The 21675-nt window shown below is 59.4% G+C and carries 17 protein-coding genes and 1 tRNA gene; 8 read left to right on the top strand and 10 right to left on the bottom strand.

Features of this window, described 5'->3' with window-relative positions; translation table 11 throughout:
* Positions 1-194 precede the first annotated feature (194 nt).
* Together BUA94_RS07360 and BUA94_RS07365 are read left to right on the top strand one after the other, a co-directional pair.
* The gene (locus tag BUA94_RS07360) at positions 195-629 is read left to right on the top strand and encodes a MarR family winged helix-turn-helix transcriptional regulator (RefSeq protein ID WP_073011300.1); all 435 of its coding nucleotides are present in this window, start codon (positions 195-197) and stop codon (positions 627-629) included.
* A 60-nt stretch (positions 630-689) separates the two neighbouring features.
* Positions 690-1430 (top strand): SDR family oxidoreductase, encoded by a 741-nt coding sequence (locus tag BUA94_RS07365; RefSeq protein WP_073011302.1) that lies wholly within the window; start codon positions 690-692, stop codon positions 1428-1430.
* A 152-nt stretch (positions 1431-1582) separates the two neighbouring features.
* On the opposite strand, the gene BUA94_RS07370 is transcribed toward BUA94_RS07365, so the two are convergent.
* The 5 genes from BUA94_RS07370 to tig all read right to left on the bottom strand — a co-directional run bounded on the left by BUA94_RS07370 (position 1583) and on the right by tig (position 8544).
* Entirely contained in the window at positions 1583-1858 is a 276-nt protein-coding gene (locus BUA94_RS07370) for an HU family DNA-binding protein (RefSeq protein WP_073011306.1), read from the bottom strand.
* Positions 1859-2046: 188 nt separating this feature from the next.
* On the bottom strand, positions 2047-4485 hold the full coding sequence (gene lon, locus BUA94_RS07375) for an endopeptidase La (protein WP_073013714.1): 2439 nt from the start codon (positions 4483-4485) through the stop codon (positions 2047-2049).
* A 344-nt stretch (positions 4486-4829) separates the two neighbouring features.
* The gene (gene clpX / locus BUA94_RS07380; protein ID WP_073011309.1) at positions 4830-6095 is read right to left on the bottom strand and encodes an ATP-dependent Clp protease ATP-binding subunit ClpX; all 1266 of its coding nucleotides are present in this window, start codon (positions 6093-6095) and stop codon (positions 4830-4832) included.
* 247 nt (positions 6096-6342) lie between these two features.
* Complete coding sequence (locus tag BUA94_RS07385; RefSeq protein ID WP_073011312.1) at positions 6343-6966, bottom strand: ATP-dependent Clp protease proteolytic subunit; 624 nt, start codon at positions 6964-6966, stop codon at positions 6343-6345.
* A gap of 228 nt (positions 6967-7194) precedes the next feature.
* Positions 7195-8544, bottom strand: coding sequence for a trigger factor (tig, locus tag BUA94_RS07390; protein ID WP_073011315.1), 1350 nt, complete (start codon positions 8542-8544; stop codon positions 7195-7197).
* Positions 8545-9037: 493 nt separating this feature from the next.
* Between tig and BUA94_RS07395 the strand changes: the two genes are divergently transcribed.
* Together BUA94_RS07395 and BUA94_RS23965 are read left to right on the top strand one after the other, a co-directional pair.
* On the top strand, positions 9038-9277 hold the full coding sequence (locus BUA94_RS07395) for a ribbon-helix-helix domain-containing protein (protein WP_073011318.1): 240 nt from the start codon (positions 9038-9040) through the stop codon (positions 9275-9277).
* Positions 9261-9554 (top strand): type II toxin-antitoxin system RelE/ParE family toxin, encoded by a 294-nt coding sequence (locus BUA94_RS23965; protein WP_073011321.1) that lies wholly within the window; start codon positions 9261-9263, stop codon positions 9552-9554. Before BUA94_RS07395 ends, BUA94_RS23965 begins: the two co-directional genes overlap by 17 nt.
* A gap of 75 nt (positions 9555-9629) precedes the next feature.
* Here the strand turns inward: BUA94_RS23965 and BUA94_RS07405 are convergent.
* Both BUA94_RS07405 and BUA94_RS07410 read right to left on the bottom strand, forming a co-directional pair.
* A tRNA-Leu gene (locus tag BUA94_RS07405) sits at positions 9630-9714 on the bottom strand.
* A gap of 81 nt (positions 9715-9795) precedes the next feature.
* A complete protein-coding gene (locus BUA94_RS07410) occupies positions 9796-11457 on the bottom strand; it encodes an NAD(P)H-hydrate dehydratase (protein WP_268877514.1) in 1662 nt (553 codons plus the stop codon).
* Between the two features lie 414 nt (positions 11458-11871).
* Between BUA94_RS07410 and BUA94_RS07415 the strand changes: the two genes are divergently transcribed.
* Complete coding sequence (locus BUA94_RS07415; RefSeq protein ID WP_073011323.1) at positions 11872-12210, top strand: P-II family nitrogen regulator; 339 nt, start codon at positions 11872-11874, stop codon at positions 12208-12210.
* A gap of 133 nt (positions 12211-12343) precedes the next feature.
* Positions 12344-13753, top strand: a complete 1410-nt coding sequence (gene glnA / locus BUA94_RS07420) for a type I glutamate--ammonia ligase (RefSeq protein ID WP_073013716.1) — start codon at positions 12344-12346, stop codon at positions 13751-13753.
* A 114-nt stretch (positions 13754-13867) separates the two neighbouring features.
* Here glnA and BUA94_RS07425 read toward each other — a convergent pair whose 3' ends face one another.
* A complete protein-coding gene (locus BUA94_RS07425; protein WP_073011326.1) occupies positions 13868-14911 on the bottom strand; it encodes a DmpA family aminopeptidase in 1044 nt (347 codons plus the stop codon).
* Positions 14912-15055: 144 nt separating this feature from the next.
* Entirely contained in the window at positions 15056-15961 is a 906-nt protein-coding gene (locus tag BUA94_RS07430) for an NAD-dependent epimerase/dehydratase family protein (RefSeq protein ID WP_073011330.1), read from the bottom strand.
* Between the two features lie 236 nt (positions 15962-16197).
* Between BUA94_RS07430 and tyrS the strand changes: the two genes are divergently transcribed.
* Positions 16198-17451 carry a tyrosine--tRNA ligase gene (gene tyrS / locus BUA94_RS07435; protein WP_073011333.1) on the top strand — a complete coding sequence of 418 codons (1254 nt, stop codon included), beginning with the start codon at positions 16198-16200 and terminating at the stop codon, positions 17449-17451.
* A 92-nt stretch (positions 17452-17543) separates the two neighbouring features.
* Here tyrS and BUA94_RS07440 read toward each other — a convergent pair whose 3' ends face one another.
* Entirely contained in the window at positions 17544-20912 is a 3369-nt protein-coding gene (locus BUA94_RS07440; protein ID WP_084081849.1) for an AsmA-like C-terminal domain-containing protein, read from the bottom strand.
* A 194-nt stretch (positions 20913-21106) separates the two neighbouring features.
* Here BUA94_RS07440 and bcp point away from each other — a divergent pair, with 194 nt between their 5' ends.
* A complete protein-coding gene (gene bcp / locus BUA94_RS07445; protein ID WP_073011336.1) occupies positions 21107-21574 on the top strand; it encodes a thioredoxin-dependent thiol peroxidase in 468 nt (155 codons plus the stop codon).
* Positions 21575-21675: the final 101 nt, after the last annotated feature.

Consider the following 21675-nt stretch of genomic DNA (forward strand, 5'->3'; position numbering starts at 1 on the left):
CGGCCTGACCTTTCGGGCCACTACCCCCACTGCCCGGTTCTGAACCGGGCATTTTTTTATCTTCCGACAAGGATCAGACAGGAGAAATCGCCTGCCGAAACGTCCGCCTTCCCGGGTCGCAAGTGGGGTTTCACTTCAGGATATGCTCGCACCCATGACTTACCTTTGCCTGGCAGAAATGCTTTAACTCCGGAATGACAGAACCGACACCTGAACAAACTGAAAGACTTGCCATCGCCTTTGAACGGTTCACCCGCCGCTTCAAGGTCGCGGAGGCAGCCGCAGCCCTGCAGAACGCGCTCAATGCGCTCGATATTCAGGCACTCTTGTTCATCAACGAGCGCCCCGAATGCAGCCTGGGTGACGTTGCCCGGCACCTTCAGGTCGCGATGACTACCATGTCCTCTTCCGCTGACCGTCTGGTCCGCCGCGGCATGATTGAAAGGCAGCGCCCTGAAGCCAATCGCCGGTCTGTCGCTCTGACGATCACCCCCAACGGTCAGGAGGCTGTTGCCGGTTACATGGACGGATATCGCGCCTCTTGCAGAGCGATGCTTGATGCGCTCGATAGCGATGATCGCGCAACCTTCCTGCGCCTGACGGAGCTCATCGCAAAATACGAAGATTGAATAGTACGAAAATCGTAGTATATGCCTTTTCATCGTAACTGAAATCGACAAGGCATATCAATGACACCTTCCTCCGCTCTCATTACAGGTGCAAACAAGGGCATTGGCCTCGCCATCGCCAGGCAGCTCGGCAAGAATGGATTGGTGGTCTGGCTCGGCTGCCGAAAGCTCGCGCTCGGGGAAGCCGCCGCGCGCCAACTGCAAGACGAAGGGATCAAGGCACAGGCTGTACAGCTCGACGTCACGGATCCCGCCAGTGTTTCCTCCGCCGTGGCGACGCTCGAGCAGGCAAATGGCAGTCTGGATATTCTCGTCAATAACGCCGGCCTGATGTATGGGCCGCCGCCGTCTCTCGCAGAAGAATCTATCGACGAGATGCGGCAGATGTTCGAGACCAATGTGTTTGGCGCGCTGCGCGTCACTCAGGCCTTTCTGCCGCTGCTGAGGAAGTCAGAAGCTGCCCGGATCGTGATGATGAGCAGCGGCCTCAGTTCGCTGAATGATGCCCTGGACATGCGAAGCGAGACCTGGGGGGTCGGATTCGCTGGCTACTGTGCATCGAAGACGGCATTGAACATGTTGACCGTAAAGCTTGCCAAGGAACTGGCGCGTGACGGCATCAAGGTGAATGCCGTGGACCCGGGCCTGACGTCCACGGACATGACGGGCAATGGTGCTGGCCACTCTCCTGAAATGGGCGCAAGACCTGCGGTCGCCCTTGCACTGGCTCACGCATTCGGGCCAACGGCCGGTTTCTATAGCTGTTCTGCTCAAGGCGAGCTGGTTCTGAACAACTGGTAACAGCGCTGCACGGGTGCCCTTCTCGACCCCCTTCTGGACACCCGTCCTGAATGGTCACCGAGTTTCGAAATTCCAAAGGCCTCTGGAAAGCAAAAAACCCCGCGTACAGACGTACGCGGGGTTAAAAAGGCATGGAAGCCCGTTGAACAGCCTTAGGCGTTCACAGCGTCCTTGAGGCCCTTGCCGGCCTTGAACTTCGGCGTCTTGGAAGCCGGGATCTGGATCGTTTCACCGGTGCGCGGGTTGCGGCCTTCGGTGGCAGCGCGTTCGGAAACGGAGAAGTTGCCGAAGCCGATGATACGGACTTCGTCGCCAGCCTTCAGGGTTTCAGTGACGGCGTCGAACGTAGCGTCGACAGCTTCGCCAGCCTGAGCCTTGGTGAGGCCGGTCTTTTCTGCGACGGCTGCGATCAGATCGTTTTTGTTCATAGCAGATACCTTTCTAAGAAACGGCAATTGGCCGACGATTCCCATCGGCGCCGTTGCCGGAAAGTCGGCCCAAATCGCCGCCAACGCAAGTCATTTTTTCGCAGAAAACCGCCATTTTTTGGGATTATTCAAAAGAAAAGCCCCGGTTTTGCCGGGGCTTTCCACTTGTTCACAGGTTCAGGGGAAAATCAGTGGGCAATGATGCCCGCCGATTCGTCCTCCAAAGCGGCCTTCTTGGCGGCTTTCTCAGCGGCAGCTGCCTGGGCTTCGTCCCATTCGATGGGCTCCGGAACCCGAACCAGAGCGTGCTTCAGAACCTCGTCCATTCCGGAAACCGGGATGATCTCGAGAAGGTTCTTCACCGAGTCCGGGATGTCCGCCAGGTCCTTGGCGTTGTCTTCCGGAATCATCACCTTCTTGATGCCACCGCGCAGAGCCGCGAGCAGCTTTTCCTTCAGACCGCCGATCGGCAGGATCCGGCCGCGCAGGGTGATTTCACCCGTCATGGCCACATCCCGGCGCACCGGAATGCCGGTCAAGGTGGAGATCACGGCCGTTGCCATGCCGATACCGGCAGACGGACCATCCTTCGGGGTTGCCCCTTCCGGAACGTGGACGTGAATGTCACGCTTGTCGAACAGCGGCGGCTCGATGCCGAAGTCGATCGCACGCGAGCGCACATAGGATGCAGCCGCGGAAATCGATTCCTTCATCACGTCGCGCAGGTTGCCCGTGACCGTCATCTTGCCCTTGCCGGGCATCATGACGCCTTCGATGGTCAGCAGCTCGCCGCCCACTTCCGTCCAGGCAAGACCGGTGACGACACCGACCTGATCTTCCAGTTCCGCCTGACCATAGCGGTAACGCGGCACGCCGAGGTACTTCTCGACCATGGCTTCATCGACAGTGATCGACTTTGCTTCGGTCATGAGAATGTCCTTGACCGCCTTACGGGCCAGGGTCGCCATTTCGCGCTCAAGGTTACGCACGCCCGCTTCACGGGTGTAGCGGCGAACCACGAAACGGAGGGCTTCGTCGGTGATCGAGAATTCCCCGTCGCGCAGGCCATGATCCTTCTCGGCCTTCAGAATGAGGTGACGGCGGCAGATTTCCACCTTCTCATCTTCTGTGTAGCCGGCGATGCGGATCACTTCCATACGGTCCATCAGGGGAGCCGGAATGTTGAGCGTGTTGGCCGTGGTGACAAACATCACGTCCGACAGGTCGTATTCCACCTCGAGGTAATGGTCCATGAAGGAGCCGTTCTGTTCCGGATCCAGCACTTCCAGAAGCGCAGAGGACGGATCACCACGGAAGTCCATGCCCATCTTGTCGATTTCGTCGAGCAGGAAGAGCGGGTTGGACTTCTTCGCCTTCTTCATTGACTGGATGACCTTGCCGGGCATCGAGCCGATGTAGGTGCGGCGGTGACCACGGATCTCGGCCTCGTCACGCACGCCGCCAAGGGACATGCGGACGAATTCACGGCCGGTCGCCTTTGCGATGGACTTACCGAGGGAGGTCTTGCCGACGCCGGGAGGGCCGACAAGGCACAGAATCGGACCCTTCAGCTTGTTTGCGCGGCTGAGCACGGCGAGATACTCGACGATACGCTCCTTGACCTTCTCCAGGCCATAGTGATCCGTATCAAGCACCTTTTCGGCCAGAGCCAGATCATTCTTGACCTTGCTCTTCTTGCCCCACGGAATGCCGACCAGCCAGTCGAGGTAGTTGCGCACGACGGTGGCTTCCGCCGACATCGGGCTCATCTGCTTCAGCTTCTTGATTTCGGCAGCCGCGCGCTCACGGGCTTCCTTGGACAGCTTGGTCTTCTTGACCCGCTCTTCCAGTTCGGCGATCTCGTCGCGGCCATCTTCGCCGTCGCCAAGTTCCTTCTGAATGGCCTTCATCTGCTCATTCAGATAGTACTCGCGCTGGGTCTTCTCCATCTGGCGCTTGACACGGGAGCGGATGCGCTTTTCCACCTGCAGGACGGAGATTTCGCTCTCCATCATGCCGAGGATACGCTCAAGACGCTCGGCCACGGACACGATCGCCAGGATCTCCTGCTTTTCCTGAATCCGGATAGCCAGGTGCGAGGCAATGGTGTCTGCCAGCTTGGAATAGTCCTCGATCTGGTTGACCGCGCCAAGAACCTCCGGTGAAACCTTCTTGTTCAGCTTCACATAGTTCTCGAACTCGGCCACGACCGAACGGGACAGTGCCTCGACCTCGATGTTCTCATTGTCCTTCTCAGGGAGAACCGTGGCCGTTGCTTCGTAATAGTCGGAGCGGTCGGAGTAGCTGTCGATCCGCGCACGCGCGCCGCCCTCGACCAGGACCTTGACCGTGTTGTCCGGCAGCTTCAGGAGCTGCAGAACCGTGGCCAGAGTGCCGACCTCATAGATCTGATCCGGGTTCGGATCATCATCGGCGGCATTCACCTGGGTGGCGAGCAGGATGTGCTTGTCCGTCGTCATGACCTCTTCGAGAGCCTTTATGGACTTCTCGCGGCCGACGAACAGCGGCACGATCATATGCGGGAAGACGACGATGTCGCGGAGGGGCAGCACAGGATAGACGGCGGTACCGTCTTCATCCACAGAGCGGATTTCTGTTTCGCTCATTTCCATTCCTTTCTCTGCGCATCCCGGTCCCATCTGAAGTGGCGGCTCGGGATACTTTCAGACGGCAGCGGGCGGGAGGTGCCCGCGAAGGCCGAACCGGACCACCCCGAATGGGCATGAATCCAGAACGCTTAGCCGTCACGTTGCCTTATTAGGTGGACACCTGCCTGCCCGGTGTCAAGGAGAGTGCACAAACTCAGTCACCCAGCCTGTTGACGACTCCAAAGCCCGTGGAAAACCCGGCGGAATTTGCCGTTTTCCCATAAAAAATGCCGCCCGGAGGCGGCATTTCAAATCCTTGCAAGGAATCCGGATCACCGGTTCACGCTGCGCGAAGTGCCCGATCAGGCGCTCGTTGCGGAGCTTTCTTCCCGGTCTTCGTAGATGTAGAGGGGACGCGCTTCGCCCTTGACCACTTCCGCGGAGATCACAACTTCCTTGACGCCCTTGAGGCCCGGCAGCTCGTACATGGTGTCGAGCAGGATGGCTTCGAGGATCGACCGCAGCCCGCGGGCACCAGTCTTGCGCTCGATCGCCCGCTGGGCAATCGCCTTGAGCGCTTCGTCGTGGAAGCTCAGCTCGACCGACTCCATCTCGAACAGACGCTGGTACTGCTTGACCAGGGCGTTCTTCGGCTCGGTCAGGATGGTGACCAGGGCTTCTTCGTCCAGATCTTCCAGGGTCGCGATGACCGGCAGACGGCCGACGAATTCCGGGATCAGGCCGAACTTCAGCAGATCTTCCGGCTCCAGCAGCGTGAAGAGTTCGCCGATGCGGCGGTCTTCCGGTCCGTGGACCTGAGCCTTGAAGCCAATCGAGGTCTGGGTGCCGCGGTCGGAGATGATCTTGTCGAGACCTGCGAACGCACCGCCGCAGATGAACAGGATGTTGGTCGTATCCACCTGCAGGAACTCCTGCTGGGGATGCTTGCGGCCACCCTGGGGCGGAACAGAGGCAACGGTGCCTTCCATGATCTTCAGCAGGGCCTGCTGCACGCCCTCGCCCGACACGTCGCGGGTGATGGACGGATTGTCGGCCTTGCGGCTGATCTTGTCCACTTCGTCGATGTAGACGATGCCGCGCTGAGCACGCTCGACGTTGTAGTCGGCGGACTGGAGCAGCTTGAGAATGATGTTCTCGACGTCTTCACCCACGTAACCGGCTTCGGTCAGGGTCGTTGCGTCCGCCATGGTGAAGGGAACATCCAGAATGCGGGCCAGGGTCTGGGCAAGAAGGGTCTTGCCGCAGCCGGTCGGACCGACGAGCAGGATGTTCGACTTCGCCAGTTCCACGTCATTGTTCTTGGAGGCGTGGTTGAGGCGCTTGTAGTGATTGTGAACCGCGACCGACAGGACCTTCTTCGCGCTGCCCTGACCGATGACATAGTCATCGAGGACGTTGCGGATTTCCTGTGGCGTCGGAATGCCGTCGCGGGACTTCACCAGAGAAGACTTGTTCTCCTCGCGGATGATGTCCATGCACAGCTCGACGCATTCATCACAGATGAAAACAGTCGGGCCGGCGATCAGCTTGCGAACTTCATGCTGGCTCTTGCCGCAAAACGAGCAGTAGAGCGTGTTCTTGGAGTCGCTGCCGCTGGCCTTTGTCATTTATTCAATCCCGAGTTCAAGAGGAGGCGAACCTCCCTTATCTGTCTAGATCGAGCCAAATTTAGGCAATCTGGCTCGAAAGTGCCGCTGCGGACCGATTATACAACATCACGGTTCCCGATGTGTCCATGCTTCGCCCCTAAAAATCAATATAGGTTTAAGGCGAAGCCTGAAAAGCCGCGGTATCCGGACGATCCTTGCGTTGTCCACGGACGGCAGACCATCCGTGGACAAATCGTGAGACTGATCAGGCGCCGAGGCTGGCGCGATCGGTGATCACATTATCGACAATGCCGAATTCCTTGGCCCGCTCAGCGGTCATGAAATTGTCGCGCTCGAGTGCTTCCTCGACTTCATCGAGAGAACGGCCCGTGTGCTTCACGTAGATTTCATTGAGCCGGCGCTTCATCTTCAGGATTTCCTGGGCATGAAGCATGATGTCGGCAGCCTGACCACGGAACCCGCCAGACGGCTGGTGGACCATGACCCGGGCGTTCGGCAGTGAGAAGCGCGAATCCTTGGCGCCAGCTGCCAGAAGCAGCGAGCCCATGGAAGCCGCCTGACCGATGCAAAGGGTCGATACCGCCGGGCGGATGAACTGCATCGTGTCATAGATCGCCAGACCCGAGGTCACCAGACCGCCGGGCGAATTGATGTAGAGCGCGATTTCCTTGTTCGGATTTTCCGATTCCAGATACAGCAGCTGCGAGCACACGAGCGTCGCCAGGTGATCTTCAATCGGACCGGTGAGGAAAATAATCCGCTCCTTGAGAAGGCGCGAATAGATGTCGAAGGCCCGCTCGCCGCGCGTCGTCTGTTCGACAACCATCGGAACGAGAGTGTTCATGTAGAGTTCGACAGGATCCTTCATACTTCATCCATATGCTTTGAGACATCCATACCCGCCGCGGCACAGACTGACTTCAGGAAGTGGAGCGGAACCGGTCACGTCGGTGCGACCCAGCGCCTGACTCGAAAAAAGCGACATCCCTTACATAGGGGATGTCGCCTCATTCGCAAAGTCATCGCAGACGCGCCGTGAAGGCAAGGTTAAAGCCAAAGGCGCGTCCGCTGATTTTTTAGGTGACGAACCGCCAGATCAGGCGTTGTCGTCTTCGTCAGCGACCAGCTTCTCCAGCTCTTCCTTGGAGACGGACTTGTCGGTCACCTTGGCCTGGCCAAGGATGAAGTCGACGACCTTCTCTTCGTAGATCGGAGCGCGCAGGGTTGCGAGAGCCTGCTGGTTGTTCTTGTAGAAGTCGAAGACCTGCTTTTCCTGGCCCGGGAACTGACGGACGCGGTCGTAGAGAGCGCGCTGCATTTCCTCGTCGGTGACCTGAACGTTGTTCTTCTCACCAACTTCGGACAGGACCAGACCGAGACGCACGCGGCGCTCAGCGATCTTGCGGTAGTCAGCCTTCGCAGCTTCTTCGGTGGTGTCCTCGTCTTCGAAGGACTTGCCGTTCCGCTTCATGTCTTCTTCGACCTGGCGCCAGACCGAATCAAACTCGGAGTTCAGCAAGCCTTCCGGCAGATCGAAGGAGTAGACTTCGTCCAGCTTGTCGAGAAGCTGACGCTTCACGCGCTGACGGGTCATCATGCCGAACTGGCCTTCAACCTGACCGCGGACGATTTCCTTCAGCTGGTCGAGGGATTCGAGGCCCAGGCCCTTTGCGAAGTCGTCATCGATCTTGGCTTCGCCCGGAGCTGCAACTTCCTTGACGACGATGTCGAAGGTCGCAACCTTGCCGGCCAGATTCGGAGCCGGGTAGTCTTCCGGGAAGGTGACTTCGATGGTCTTTTCTTCACCGGTCTTCACGCCGACGAGCTGCTCTTCGAAGCCCGGGATGAAGCGGCCGGAGCCGAGAACCAGCTGGCCGTTTTCGTCAGCGCCGCCGTCGAAAGGCTCACCGTCGATCTTGCCGAGGTAGGACATGGTCACGCGGAAACCGTCCTTCGCCTTCACCTTCTTCGGCTCGAAGGGCACGTTGTTCTTCGCGATTTCTGCGATCTGGCTGTCGATTTCCTCGTCAGCGATCTCGACCACCGGACGTTCGATTTCGATCGAGGAGAAATCCGCGATCTCGAATTCCGGCAGGACATCGTAGGACATGGTGAAAGACAGGTCAGCAGCGCCGGCCAGGATCTTTTCAGCTTCGTCGTCGGTCAGATCAATCGCCGGGGTCAGAGCCGGACGCTCGGAGCGGTCTTCAAGAGCCTTCTGGCTGGAATCCTGGATGGTGTTCGACAGGATTTCTGCCATGGCCTGACGGCCGTAGACTTTCTTGAGATGCGCAACCGGCACCTTGCCCGGACGGAAGCCGTTGATACGTACCTTGGACTTCATGTCGTCCAGATAGGAATCAAGCTTGGCGGCCAGATCGCCAGCCGGGATTTCGATCTTAAGCTCTCGCTTGAGGCCCTCGGCGAGGGTTTCGGTTACCTGCATGGGTTTTGCTTCGTCCTCGGTCCGTAGCGGCTGACCGCCCCGGATGTTTGTTTCTATGGAATCGCGTGTGCCGCGCTGCCGGCTCCCCTTTTCACAGAAGCGTTCTAAAGGGCAGCGCACGCCTTGAACAAAGCCCAAGACGCACGATGTGAGCGCGATAAAGCGTCCCCCCGGAAGTGTCAAGGGCAGAGCAGGGTTTTGACGGGCGAAAGCCCCGTGAAAAAGGCGAAAAACAGCCCTGCCCGATGATTAGCCGGACCGGCCGGAGGAACAGAGAATGTTGCTGCAACGCAGCAGCCAAGTCCTCAAGTTGCCCCCTGCCCGATATTCAACGCAAACGCATCCAGCCAAGTGTAGATACAACCACAGGATAGCCAACTCCCGCCAAACCATAGCGGGCCCTTGTCCTCGCCTGTTTGAAGTCAGATTGAGGCATGGTGCATTTTGGGTGTATCTTCACACCACTTCAGAACCAGCATCGGGAATACCAGCTATGTCCAGACAAAGCATTTCCCTGACCCGGCCGAACGACGAATGGCTGAAGGAGCAGGTCGAAAGCGAAGAATATGCAAGCAAGAGCGAAGTGATCAACGACCTGATCCGCAGGGCAAGGGAGACGGAGCAGATCCGCAAGAAACTGATTGCGGCTGAAGAAAGCGGCCCGGCAGACCAGACACCGGATCAGATCCGCGCCGGGATCAAGGCAAGGCTCAAGAATGCCGCAGAGATATAGGCTCGCGCTCAGCAAGAGTGCTGCCAGAGACCTCGCCGAAATCTATGAATTCGGCTATCGACAATGGGGAGAGGAACGCGCCGATTTATATTACGACATGCTGCTCAAGCATTTTGATCAGCTCTGCGGCAATCCCTATCTTTATCCGTCAGCAGACCACATTCGCCCTGGCTACAGGCGCAGCCTTTGTGGCGTTCACAGCATCTTCTATAGAGTGTCCGAGACGGCCGTCGAAGTCATGGCCATCATTGGAAGACAAGAATTTAGGGAAACTTAGGCCATCACGCCGGGTCCGTGCCGAGCATCACCCAACGCGCTCAAGCGGCAGGAAGGGCAAAGGCTCGGGAAAAAGTGGTGCGGATGAAGGGAGTCGAACCCCCACGCCTTGCGGCGCTGGAACCTAAATCCAGTGCGTCTACCAGTTCCGCCACATCCGCATGCCCGTTTCACCGGGCGATGAAGCCCGATGCGCAAGCGGGGCCTCTATAGCACCGGCGCTTTCTGGTTCACAAGACCATTCATCGGATTTCCTTGCGCCCCTGCCCGGCCTTTTCCACAAGCCGGCGTATGACCGGACGCAAACTGGCGGGCAGATCTTCCGCGGTCAGACCGGGACCAGCCTCGCTTCCTGCCTCGCCATGCATCCAGACAGCCATGGCAGCCGCCTCATAGCCCGGCATGCCTTGAGCCAGAAGCCCCAGAACAATACCCCCAAGCACGTCCCCCGATCCGGCCGTTGCCAGCCAGGCAGGTGCGTTGCTGTTGATGGCCGCCCGCCCATCCGGCGCCGCGATGACCGTATCCGCCCCTTTGAGCACGACCACGGCCCCGCTCCGCTGGGCGGCCTGACGGGCAGCAGACAGCTTGTCGAGGGAAAAGAGGTCCGGAAACAGACGGCGGAACTCGCCTGCATGCGGCGTCATGACAACAGAGCCCCGGCATCCGGCAATGGCAAAGAACAGGGCTTCCGGCGAGGAGCTGTAGGAGGTCAGCGCATCCGCATCGAGAACGGCCGTCTCGACGGATCCAAGCACGGCCATCACACATTCACGCGTCTGCGGACCAACGCCAAACCCCGGACCGATCAGCGCCGCATTGAGCCGCTTGTCGGACAGGAGATCGCGGATCGGCCCGGCAGAACCGGCTTCCTCCCCCTCAGCCTCCCCGGCCTCCCCTTTACGCAAGGGGTGCACCATGATTGCGGTCAGATGACAGGCATTGACCATGAGCGCAGAGGGCGGACAGGCAAGGGTTACCAGCCCGGCCCCTGCCCGAAGCGCGGCTTCTGCCGCGAGCCTTGCAGCCCCCGTCGAATGCATGGGGCCGCCAAAGACGACGGCATGACCGCGATCATACTTGTGACCACTGACGACCGGCTCCTGCCAATGAGAACACCAGAGCCTGTCATCATTGAGCGTCAGCTCCGGCACGATCTCCTCAAGCACGGCCGGCCGGATTCCGATTTGGGCACAATCCACTTCGCCGCAATAGGAACGGCCCGGAAACAGCAGATGCCCCGGCTTCAGCCGGAAAAAGGTCACGGATCTGGCCGCCTGGATCGCACCGCCTCCGGCAGATCCGTCCGCCCCGTTGACCCCGGAGGGCAGATCGACCGCCAGGACAGGCACCCCGCCCGCATTGACCATCTCCGCCAGCTTGGCCATGCCGCCCTCAAGGGGACGGTCCAGACCGGCGCCAAACAAGGCATCAATCACGAGATCCGCCTCAGAGAGCCCCTTCTTGAGGGACGCCGGCGTCAGAGCCTGCCAAGTGGGCGCCCCTGCCTCGCGCATTTCCTCGAAGGCGAGTGCTGCATCCCCCTTGAGCGATCCGGGCTTTTTCAGAAGCAGGGTTTTGACCTCGAGCCCCCGCTGGTGAAGGAGGCGGGCCGCGACGAAACCGTCGCCGCCATTGTAGCCCGGCCCGCACAAGATCAGGACGTTGGGAAGATCCGTTGCGGTCAGCATGGACTGCGCCGCATTGGCGACAGCCTCTCCTGCCGCATTCATGAGCGTGATGCCGGAAATCCCCGAGGCGATGGTCAGACGGTCAGCTTCCGCCATCTGGGCAGGTGTCAGCAGCTCGTTGCCGCCATTGGCGCCCAACTTTGCCGCAGGGCTTGCACCACCGCCAGAGGCTCCGTCTGTCCAAAGATCCGCCATCGCTTCCGCCTTATTCATCTATCCTGCGAGCTCCGCCACATGGCCCGCCCCTTCTGCCTACGCTTGATGCGGCTGCATGAAAAGATCCCATTCGGCAACCTCAGGCATCGGCCACCTCAGATATCCCGCAAAAGCTGGACGGACCCATTTCTTGCTGAGTCCGGCAGGCACTTACATCAAAACTGCACATTAAATGACCATAATGCTCACAAACTAATCACAATTCACCCGGCAAACGATTTTGAGCCGAAGCATGATGCCTGTGGAATGCCCCTTTTTTCGGCGTTTTCGTACCGATCTTACAGTTGGCACGGCTTGTGCAAATGATCAGGCCGTGCACAGGATGCCGATGCGCCTCCAGCGTACCAAGGCCCGGGAAACCGGATCCAACCAGACAATTCGGCCAATAAATTCGGAGAGAGACAGAAGGTGATGAAAAAGATCGAGGCGATCATTAAGCCCTTCAAGTTGGATGAAGTGAAGGAAGCTCTCCAGGAGGTTGGCCTTCAGGGCATCACCGTGACCGAAGCCAAGGGCTTTGGCCGCCAGAAGGGCCACACCGAACTCTACCGTGGCGCTGAATATGTTGTCGACTTCCTGCCGAAGGTGAAAGTCGAGATTGTGCTGACCGACAATATGGTGGAAAAGGCTGTCGAAGCCATCCGGTCCGCCGCTCAGACCGGCCGTATCGGCGACGGCAAGATTTTTGTTTCGAATATCGAGGAAGCAGTGCGCATTCGTACCGGCGAGTCCGGCGAAGACGCCATCTGATCCCGATCAACCGGCCGATCCGGCCACCCCGCCCGGTTCACCCTGCCTCCCAAGAGAACACCCGCTCAAGCGGCAGCGGACCGGGTTGAACCAAAACGATCACAGCAGATAACCACAAGGGATGGATATCAAGATGACCACTGCTTCTGACGTGCTTAGCCTGATCAAGGAAAAGGACGTAAAGTTCGTTGACCTTCGCTTCACCGATCCGCGCGGCAAGTTGCAACACGTCACCATGGACGTGACCCTCGTCGACGAGGACATGTTCGCTGAAGGCGTGGCATTCGACGGTTCTTCGATCGCTGGCTGGAAGGCAATCGACGCCTCCGACATGACCCTGATCCTCGACCCGGAATCCGCGCACCTGGATCCGTTCTTCGCACAGACCACCCTGGTCATCGTCTGCGACATCGTTGATCCGCGCACCGGCGAAACCTACAACCGCGACCCGCGCTCCATCGCGAAGAAGGCAGAAGCCTACGTCAAGTCCGGCGGCTTCGGCGACACCATCTTCTTCGGCCCGGAAGCTGAATTCTTCATCTTCGACGACGTCCGCTTCGCGTCCGAGCCGTACAACACCGGCTTCAAGCTCGACAGCGACGAACTGCCGTCCAACCTCGACACCGAATACGAAACCGGCAACCTGGGCCACCGTCCGCGCGTCAAGGGCGGCTACTTCCCGGTTCCGCCGATCGACAGCTGCCAGGACATGCGTTCTGAAATGCTGACCGTCATGGCTGAAATGGGCGTTTCCGTTGAAAAGCACCACCACGAAGTGGCTGCTGCTCAGCACGAGCTGGGTGTGAAGTTCAACACCCTGACCGTTTGCGCCGACCACATGCAGATCTACAAGTACGTGGTTCACCAGGTCGCTCACGCTTACGGCAAGACCGCAACCTTCATGCCGAAGCCGATCTTCGGTGACAACGGTTCGGGCATGCACTGCCACCAGTCCATCTGGAAAGACGGCAAGCCGATGTTCGCCGGCAACCTCTATGCCGACCTCAGCGAAATGTGCCTGTACTACATCGGTGGTATCCTGAAGCACGCCAAGTCGCTGAACGCCTTCACCAACCCGTCGACCAACTCCTACAAGCGTCTGGTCCCGGGCTATGAAGCACCGGTTCTGCTGGCCTATTCCTCGGGCAACCGTTCGGCTTCCTGCCGTATTCCGTTCACGTCCTCCCCGAAGGCAAAGCGCGTTGAAGTCCGCTTCCCGGATCCGACCGCGAACCCTTACCTCGCCTTCGCAGCCATGCTGATGGCTGGCCTCGACGGGATCAAGAACAAGATCCACCCGGGCGACGCAATGGACAAGAACCTCTACGACCTGCCGCCGGAAGAACTGGCCGAGATCCCGACCGTTGCAGGCTCCCTGCGCGAAGCTCTCGCCTCTCTGGATGCAGACCGTGAGTACCTGAAGGCCGGCGGCGTGTTCGATGACGACTTCATCGACAGCTTCATCGACCTGAAGATGGAAGAAAACATGCGCTACGAAATGACGCCGCACCCGGTGGAATTCGACATGTACTACTCCGCTTGATCCCATTCGGATCGGCAAACGGAAAGGCCGGGCATTTGCCCGGCCTTTTTGTTATTCAGTTGCTCAAACTTCCAACAGTCTCGACGGCTCCACTTCCGTTGATTGAACAGCGCCTTACCCCGGCAACAGCCAGTCCCGCAGGCTCGGGCGCTTGTGGCCCCGGTATCCCTTCATCGGATCGGCTGCAATCATGGCATTCAGCACCGCTTCCTGAGTGGTTTCTGCGGCGGCCTTGAACAGGACATCGATCAGCTCTTCCCAGAGCACCTTGCGCTCCAGAATGGGCACGTTCTCGTAATGCTGGATCCGGCCGGCGGTGGAAAAGGCCATGGCGATATCGCCGCTGCCATTGCCGTAATAGGCGCCCAGCCGTCCGAGACCTGCCCCTGCCCGCTTGGCGACGCGCTTCAGCTGCCGGGTCGACATAGGCACATCCGTTGCCATGATGATGATCACCGATCCGCGTTCTTCTGTCTGGCGCGCGTCGGCAGGATGCGGCTTTCGGCCATCTGGAAGGGTCAGATCACCGGGACGGCCGAAATTCGCCAGAACCAGCGTCCCAAGAACATGCGGCTTGTCGCCGATCTCGAACACCCGTGAGGCAGACCCAATCCCGCCCTTGAAGCCGAAGGCGCTCATGCCCGTGCCGGCCCCTACATTGCCCTGTTCGAAATCCTCGCCCGCCACCGCGATCGCCGCGAGGGCATCAGCCTCTGTCAAAGCCATGGCCTGAATATCGCTCAGATAGCCGTCGTTGCACTCCATCACCACCGGATTGACCGTTCCAGTGGAGCGGCCGATTTCCGGGTTTTCCGCAATCGCCCTGCGGATCAGTGCATTGATGCCCGTGCCGACTGCGAAAGTGTTGGTCAGAAGGATCGGCGTCTCGATCGTGCCGAGTTCTTCGACCTGCATCAGGCCCGCGCTCTTGCCGAAGCCGTTGATGACTTCGAGGGCGGCGGGAAGCTTGTCGCGAAAGACGTTGCCCTGATGAGGCACCAGGGCCGTAAAGCCGGTTCTGAGATTGCCTTGGGTCTGGGTCACATGACCGACGCGCACGCCGGGAACATCACAAATGGTGTTGCGGGCGCCTGGGGCCATATCGCCACAGATCAGACCATGGCTACGGGCTAGGCGGCGGGAAGTATCAGCAGTCATCAGGAAATTCCGGGAGGAGGATAGAGAGCCCGGAACTCATGTCCGGAACTTGAGGATGATCCTCCCTGCCCGTCTTTTCAAGGTGCAGTGCAACCTGACAGCGTTTCACCCGCCCAAATCATGTCTTCGCCCCTTCAGGCGAAGTCAGCCCTTGGTTGTTTCCGGCACATAGTTCCGCCAGTTGTGCTCTTCCTTGAAACCGAGCACTTCCCGGATCTTGCGGTTGCTGATCGGAGCGTCATGGCCGGAAAGCTCGCCCGTGACGGGGGTGCCCGGTGCGTATTTGGCGAGGAACTCCCGGGCAGGTTCTCGCGCCGTGATCGTGTCATTGACCGCATTGAAGACCTGGAACCCCAAACCATCCTTACGGACACACAGATCCACGATCTGCCCCAGGTCACGGGCGTCGATATAGCTCCAGGCATTGCGTTTGCGCATGGGCGGGTTTGCCAGATACTCGGGGAAGTTCGCGTAGTCTTCCGGCGAGACCACATTGCCGATTCGAAGCGCGTAGATGTCCGCCCCGGAACGCATGGCGAAGGCCCGGGCGGTCTTCTCGTTGACGACCTTGGACAGACCATAGCTGTCCATCGGATCAACATCGTATTCCTCGGTCAGCGGAAACGCGTGATAGTCCTTGTCCCCTTCCGCAAAGCAGACACCATAGGTGGTTTCGCTCGAGGCAATGATGATCTTGCGGATGCCGAGCTTCACGGCAGCCTCGATCACATTGTAGGTCGAGGCAGCATTGCGCTGGAAGGTGACATTGTCCGGATGGATGAGGATGCGCGGCACGGCGGCAAAATGCACCACCGCATCAACGGGCGCAGGTCCCTTGCCGGTTTCCAGTCCCTCAAAGCCGAAATGCATCGACAGGGCGTTGAACGTCTGGCCACTGTCCGTCAGGTCGGTGATCAGCGTATTGACGCCCGGATGCTCCATCGGCACCAGATCGAGGTTGAACACCTCGTGACCCTGGTTCATCAGATAGGGCACCACATGACGCCCGGCCTTGCCGCTGCCGCCGGTAAATACGATCCGCTTGCCCATTCTGTTCCTCCCAGAAACGCTTGAGACTGATGCCACTTGTGCCTTCAGACATAGTGCCGGCGGGAGAATGCGCAACCTTCGATTACGGCTTCACCTCCTTCCCGGCTTTTTTTGCCTCAACCCGATGAAATTTGCCGTCACATCCGATATAGGCAGGCTTTGGCTCAACAGCCGTGTGTTTTGAACGTCTGGACGCCGCCAGCGCCCCGGCATGCCGTCATGGGAATGAGAAGACGATGAGCGAGTACAAGTCCGAGTTTCTGAAGGTTCTGAAAGAGCGTGGCTTCCTGCACCAGCTTTCCGACCATCAAGGCCTCGATGACCTGCTGTGCAAGGAAACGGTCACAGCCTATATCGGCTTCGACTGCACGGCGCCGAGCCTGCATGCCGGCTCCCTCGTCACCATCATGATGCTCTACTGGCTCCAGAAGACCGGCCACCGTCCGATCGCGCTGATGGGCTCAGGCACCACCCGCGTCGGCGACCCGACGGGCAAGGACGAAAGCCGCAAGGTCCTTTCCGACGAGACGATCGAAGAGAACAAGGCCGGCATCCGGAAGATCTTCGAGAAGCTGCTGACCTTCGGCGACGGTCCGGCCGATGCCATCATGATGGACAATGCGGACTGGCTCCTGAAGCTCAACTACATGGACTTCCTGCGCGACATCGGCCGCCACTTCTCGGTCAACCAGATGATCCAGCGCGACAGCGTCAAGCTGCGCCTCGAACGCGAGCAGCATCTGTCCTTCCTCGAGTTCAACTACATGCTGCTGCAGGGTTACGACTATCTGGAAATCTACCAGAAGACCGGCTGCCGCCTGCAGATGGGCGGTTCTGACCAGTGGTCCAACATCCTTTCGGGCGTGGATCTCATCCGCCGCAAGGAAAGCATTGACGCTTTCGCCCTCACCGCACCGCTGCTGACCACCTCCTCCGGCGCCAAGATGGGCAAGACCGCTGCCGGTGCCGTCTGGCTCAATGCCGAACAGCTGTCGCCCTATGACTATTGGCAGTACTGGCGCAACACGGAAGACGCGGACGTCGAGAAGTTCCTGAAGCTTTTCACCATCCTGCCGCTGGACGAAATCTCCCGCCTTGCCGCGCTGGAAGGCTCTGAGATCAACGAAGCGAAGAAGGTTCTTGCGACCGAAGCGACCGCGATGATCCATGGCCGGGAAGCGGCGGAAGCGGCTGCCGAAACCGCCCGCAAGGCCTTCGAGGAAGGCGCCATGGCCGAAGGCCTGCCGACCATCGAGATCCCGCGCGCCTCTCTGGAAGCCGGCCTTGGTATCCTCAGCGCCTTTGTCGATGCAGGCCTGTGCGCTTCCAACGGCGACGTCCGCCGCAACATCAAGGGCGGTGCCGTGCGGATCAACGACAAGGCGGAGCAGGATGACAAGCGCATGATCACGCTTGCCGACCTGACCGAGGAAGGCGTCGTGAAATTGTCCCTTGGCAAGAAGAAACACGTTCTGGTGCGCCCGGCCTGAGCGGAAGCCTGAACCGGACAGCTGTCAGAACACCGTGAATTGGGGAGGCCACTGCGCCTCCCTTTTTCATGTCTGGCAGAGATCTGTCAGGGCTACTGAGAGCCCTGGAACTCGAACATCTTGCGGAAGATGCCCGGGGCGATCGCCGAGATCGGATTGACCGAGAGAACCGGATCGGACATCGGTCCGGTCACGCGGTAGGTCACGCCGATAAGGCCCTCACCGCTGCCACCGCCAAGGGCAAAGCCCAGTATGGGAATGTTGGCGAAGATGTTGTTCAGCGCGTAGATGGGAACAAAGGTGCCGGTCAGATCCAGCGACTGGGAGGAAAGGTTCATGGTGCCACTGACCGTTCCGCCAAGCACCGCCCCTTTGAGCGCCCCGCGCGTGATGGTGACGGTCTCGCCGTCCCGGCTGAAGGCGAGATTGAGCGTGTCGAAGGATGCCTCCCCGCCGCGGTTGACGTTGCTCGGCCGGTTGCTGTTGCCAACGACTGCCCCCTGATCCCGATAGCGCAGGATGTCCGGACGCTCGGCCAGTTTGCGGATCGCCGGGTCCTCGGTGATGGACAGGTTCGTGATATCGACCGTGCCATCCCAATTGTCACCCTTGGTCGCGGTGGCGTGCAGGCGTCCGCGCCCGCCGCGCATGCGGTCATAAGTGTCGAGGAAACGGAGAACCGCACCAGCGTCATCAAACTCGCCTTCGGCGGTGCGCACGCCAGTACCACCTGCGTCGCCGACACCGAACCGGAAGGCCGTCCGGCCCTGAACGAGCCCGGTCAGATCCGCGGATTTCAGGCCAGCCTTGCTGGTTTCCACCAGTCCGGCAAACTTGTCGATCCGCGTGTTGTTGAAACCAACGACGCGGTCGAGATTGATGTTGATGACAAGACCCTTGGAGAAGTCCTTGATCTTGTCATCTTCGGCCTTGGTCTTGCCGAGGCTGCGGATGAGACCACGCGCATCGAATTCCGAGCCGGTCATGTTGACCCGGTAACGTCCCGCATTGCCCCGCCGGACGGTCAGGGCCGCGTCATCGCCTGCCCGCAACTGGAACCTGGAGAAGGTCGCTTCTTCCAGTTCCCCCGACGAGGACAGGGTGATCGTGCCGCTGATATCGACGCCTTCGGAGACAAGCTCCAGATCCTGCAGGACGCGCTTGTCATCCGCATCCGCGAGCTTGAAGCTGACCTTGGCCGGAACGCCGGAGCCTTTTTCCCATCCGAGCGCCGCGAGCTTGATGGAAGCCTTGGCCATATCGATGTCGTAAGTCTGCTTTCCCGCATCTTCCGAAACGGTCACCTGCAGCTCACCGCTGAGGAAGGAGGTCAGATCGATGCCGCGCTCCTTGAGCTGCTTCGCAGAGACACTGACCACAACACCCTGCCGGGCCTTGACCTTGGAGCCCTCCAGCGGCAGCAGAAGGTCAATATCCGCCTGCAACCCGTCCAGCTGGCCCTTGCCCTGGATTTCCACATGGCTGCGGTCCGCATTCAGGGTGACAGCGGCCTTGGAGACAAGATGACCACGGATCGGTTCGGAAGTGGAAAATCCCTTGAATTCGGCCTGTGCCGACCAGTCCACCTCATCCAGAGCGAGGTTCCGGTTGAGCGGAAACTCGGCCTTCATCTGAACTGCGCCCGTCCCGCTTAAGCCGTCCGGAGATAAGTCCACACGGTTGAGGACACCGAATGGCGCCTGATTGAAGATCCAGCCGATGTCGCGCGCGCTGCCGTCCAACTTCAGATCGATCACGCCGACCTTGTCGTCCTTCTCGCGCAGATGGAGGATCTTGAACTGGCCCTCAGGCAGCTGGACAAGGCCACCGTCTGCTGCCTGGGCCTTGCCTCCGACACCATCGACCGTCAGCACCTCGTTCTCGATCTTGAGAGTTCCATCAAGATCCTCAATCGGAGGCACTTCCCCGATCGCATCGATCTTGCCGCCGGTGAAGCTCATCGACATGGTCAGGTCGTTTCCTGCCCAGCCCGGATCCGGATCCGCAGAGTTGAATGCGGGCGGACGGATCGCGGCATCCAGGCTGAAATGGCCGATCAAGCCATCCTGCACCCGGTCGATGATCCAGCGGCGGGCGGGCGGCGTGATCGTGATCGGCCAGACCTGCTTGACCAGACCGACGGACAGATCCTTGCCCTCAACGGCGACAGCCAGATACGGACCGTCTTCCTGAAGATCCACGGATCCGACGCCAAACAGCTCCGCATTGCCGGCCTTGAGCGCGAGCTGGTTGATTTTCAAAAGCCGTTCCTTGGGATCCAGGTTCAGCTTCGCCTCGATATCATCGACAACAATCGGCTGTTCGCTCACGTCACTGGAGCCGAACTGGGCCCAGGACGTGCCGAGATCCACATCCCAGGTTCCATCAAGGGCAGCAGCCGGATGGGCCTGCCCTGTGAAATTCAGCTGGGTGTTGCGGTACTTGATATGGGAAGGAGTAATCTCGACAGAAGGATCGCCCGCATTCCACTTCAGGGCGAAGGCCACATCGTCAAAGCGCACGGATGTCTTGCCGAGCTGGAACCAGCCTTCCGTCATTCGGGCGACGAAGTTGGAGCTTTCAAACTCGCCATTCTCCGAGAAGAAACTCTCGAACCGGACAGACAGCGGCAGCCCGAGCCCAGTGCCGGACTTCACGTCCAGCTCAGGGTCGAGCAACTCCCCCATCGTGATGTCCCGGACAAGAAGGGCCAGACGCCGCCGGTTGTGATCGGCACCTGAGGTGCGCACCATTTCAAGATCCCAGGCACCAAAACGGCCGGCAACGGTCGCCTTCGCCCTCAAGCCTTCCTGAGGGTTGCGGCGAATGGTGGCATCGATGCCCTTGATCGAACGAGGCAGGGACCCGAGGAAATCGACCTCGCCATTGTGGAGTTCCACAAGTTCAAGGTCGCGCCGGGTAAAATCGGTTTCGATCAAGGCGCCGACCCTGTCGACCGCTTCCATCAGGCTGCCCATGGCCGGAAGCGCGCGCTGCTCCTCCGGCAGATCCAGAATGATCCGGGGGCGCTCGAGCTCAAGCTTCGAGAAGGAAATGGTTCCGGTCAAAAGAGCAGAAATATCGACGGGCGCTTCGATGCGGGGAAGAATGACCTCGGTGCCGACATCGCCTGGCACCTTGACCTCCGCATCGCGCAGCACCACCAGAACGCCATCGCCGAAGGTGAAATCGAGCGACGCATCGGCAACAGAGACCTCAACCCCGTTCTTGCTGACCTGGGAGGCCAGAAACTGGGCAAGCGCCGGCACATGAACCGGACCACCGAAGAACAGCCAGGCGAGAAATCCGCTGAAGAGCAGCAGGAAAACGCAAAGACAGTGGGACACGCGGGGACGGACGCGTTTACGTCCTATCCTCTTGTCCTCTTCCGTCACACCGTTTTCCATAAAGCCCTGAATTTCCTCAAAGGCCCTGAGGCCAGCTTTGTTCTTCTGCGACACCTGTCCTGTACGGCAGGGTCATTGCAAATCTGGTCAAGAGCCACCAGATCCGGCAAGGAAACGGCGCAGACATTGAATCGGCCGATCCAGGCTCTAAGATAACTGAAGGCCGGATGAAAAAGCGATTGGCACCGTGTGCAAAGCGGCTTGTATCCCGCGCATAAAACTCTTGACTGTGACGGAAGGAAGGCAAAATGACCGAATTGACCGTGGGGCAGAAGGCTCCGGGTTTTGAACTGGACGGAGACGGAGGCAAAACCCTGCGCCTCTCGGATTATTCCGGTCATCCGGTCGTGGTCTATTTCTACCCCAAGGACGACACCCCGGGCTGCACCAAGGAAGCCCTCTCCTTCTCCTGCCTGAGTGCCGAGTTCGCCGCAAAGAACATCACCGTGATCGGCATTTCGCCGGACACCGCTGCCAAGCATGACAAGTTCAAGGCCAAGCACGAACTCACCGTTCGCCTCGCCTCCGATCCTGAAACAGCCACCTGTCAGGACTATGGCGTGTGGGTTGAGAAATCCATGTATGGCAAGACCTACATGGGCGTCGAACGCTCCACCTTCCTGATTGATTCCAAGGGTGAGATCGCTCGTGTCTGGCGGAAAGTGAAGGTGGCGGGCCACGCCGAAGAGGTTCTGGAAGCTGCAGCAAAGCTCTGAAATCTCTAGAACATCCTGAGAAATATTACAGGGGACGCCGGCGGTATCGGCGTTCCCTTTTTTGATCTTCAGGTGATCGTCCGCACGTCATTTAAGAAGAA

Origin of the sequence: Roseibium suaedae (assembly GCF_900142725.1) — a bacterium.
GTDB classification, from domain to species: Bacteria; Pseudomonadota; Alphaproteobacteria; order Rhizobiales; family Stappiaceae; genus Roseibium; species Roseibium suaedae.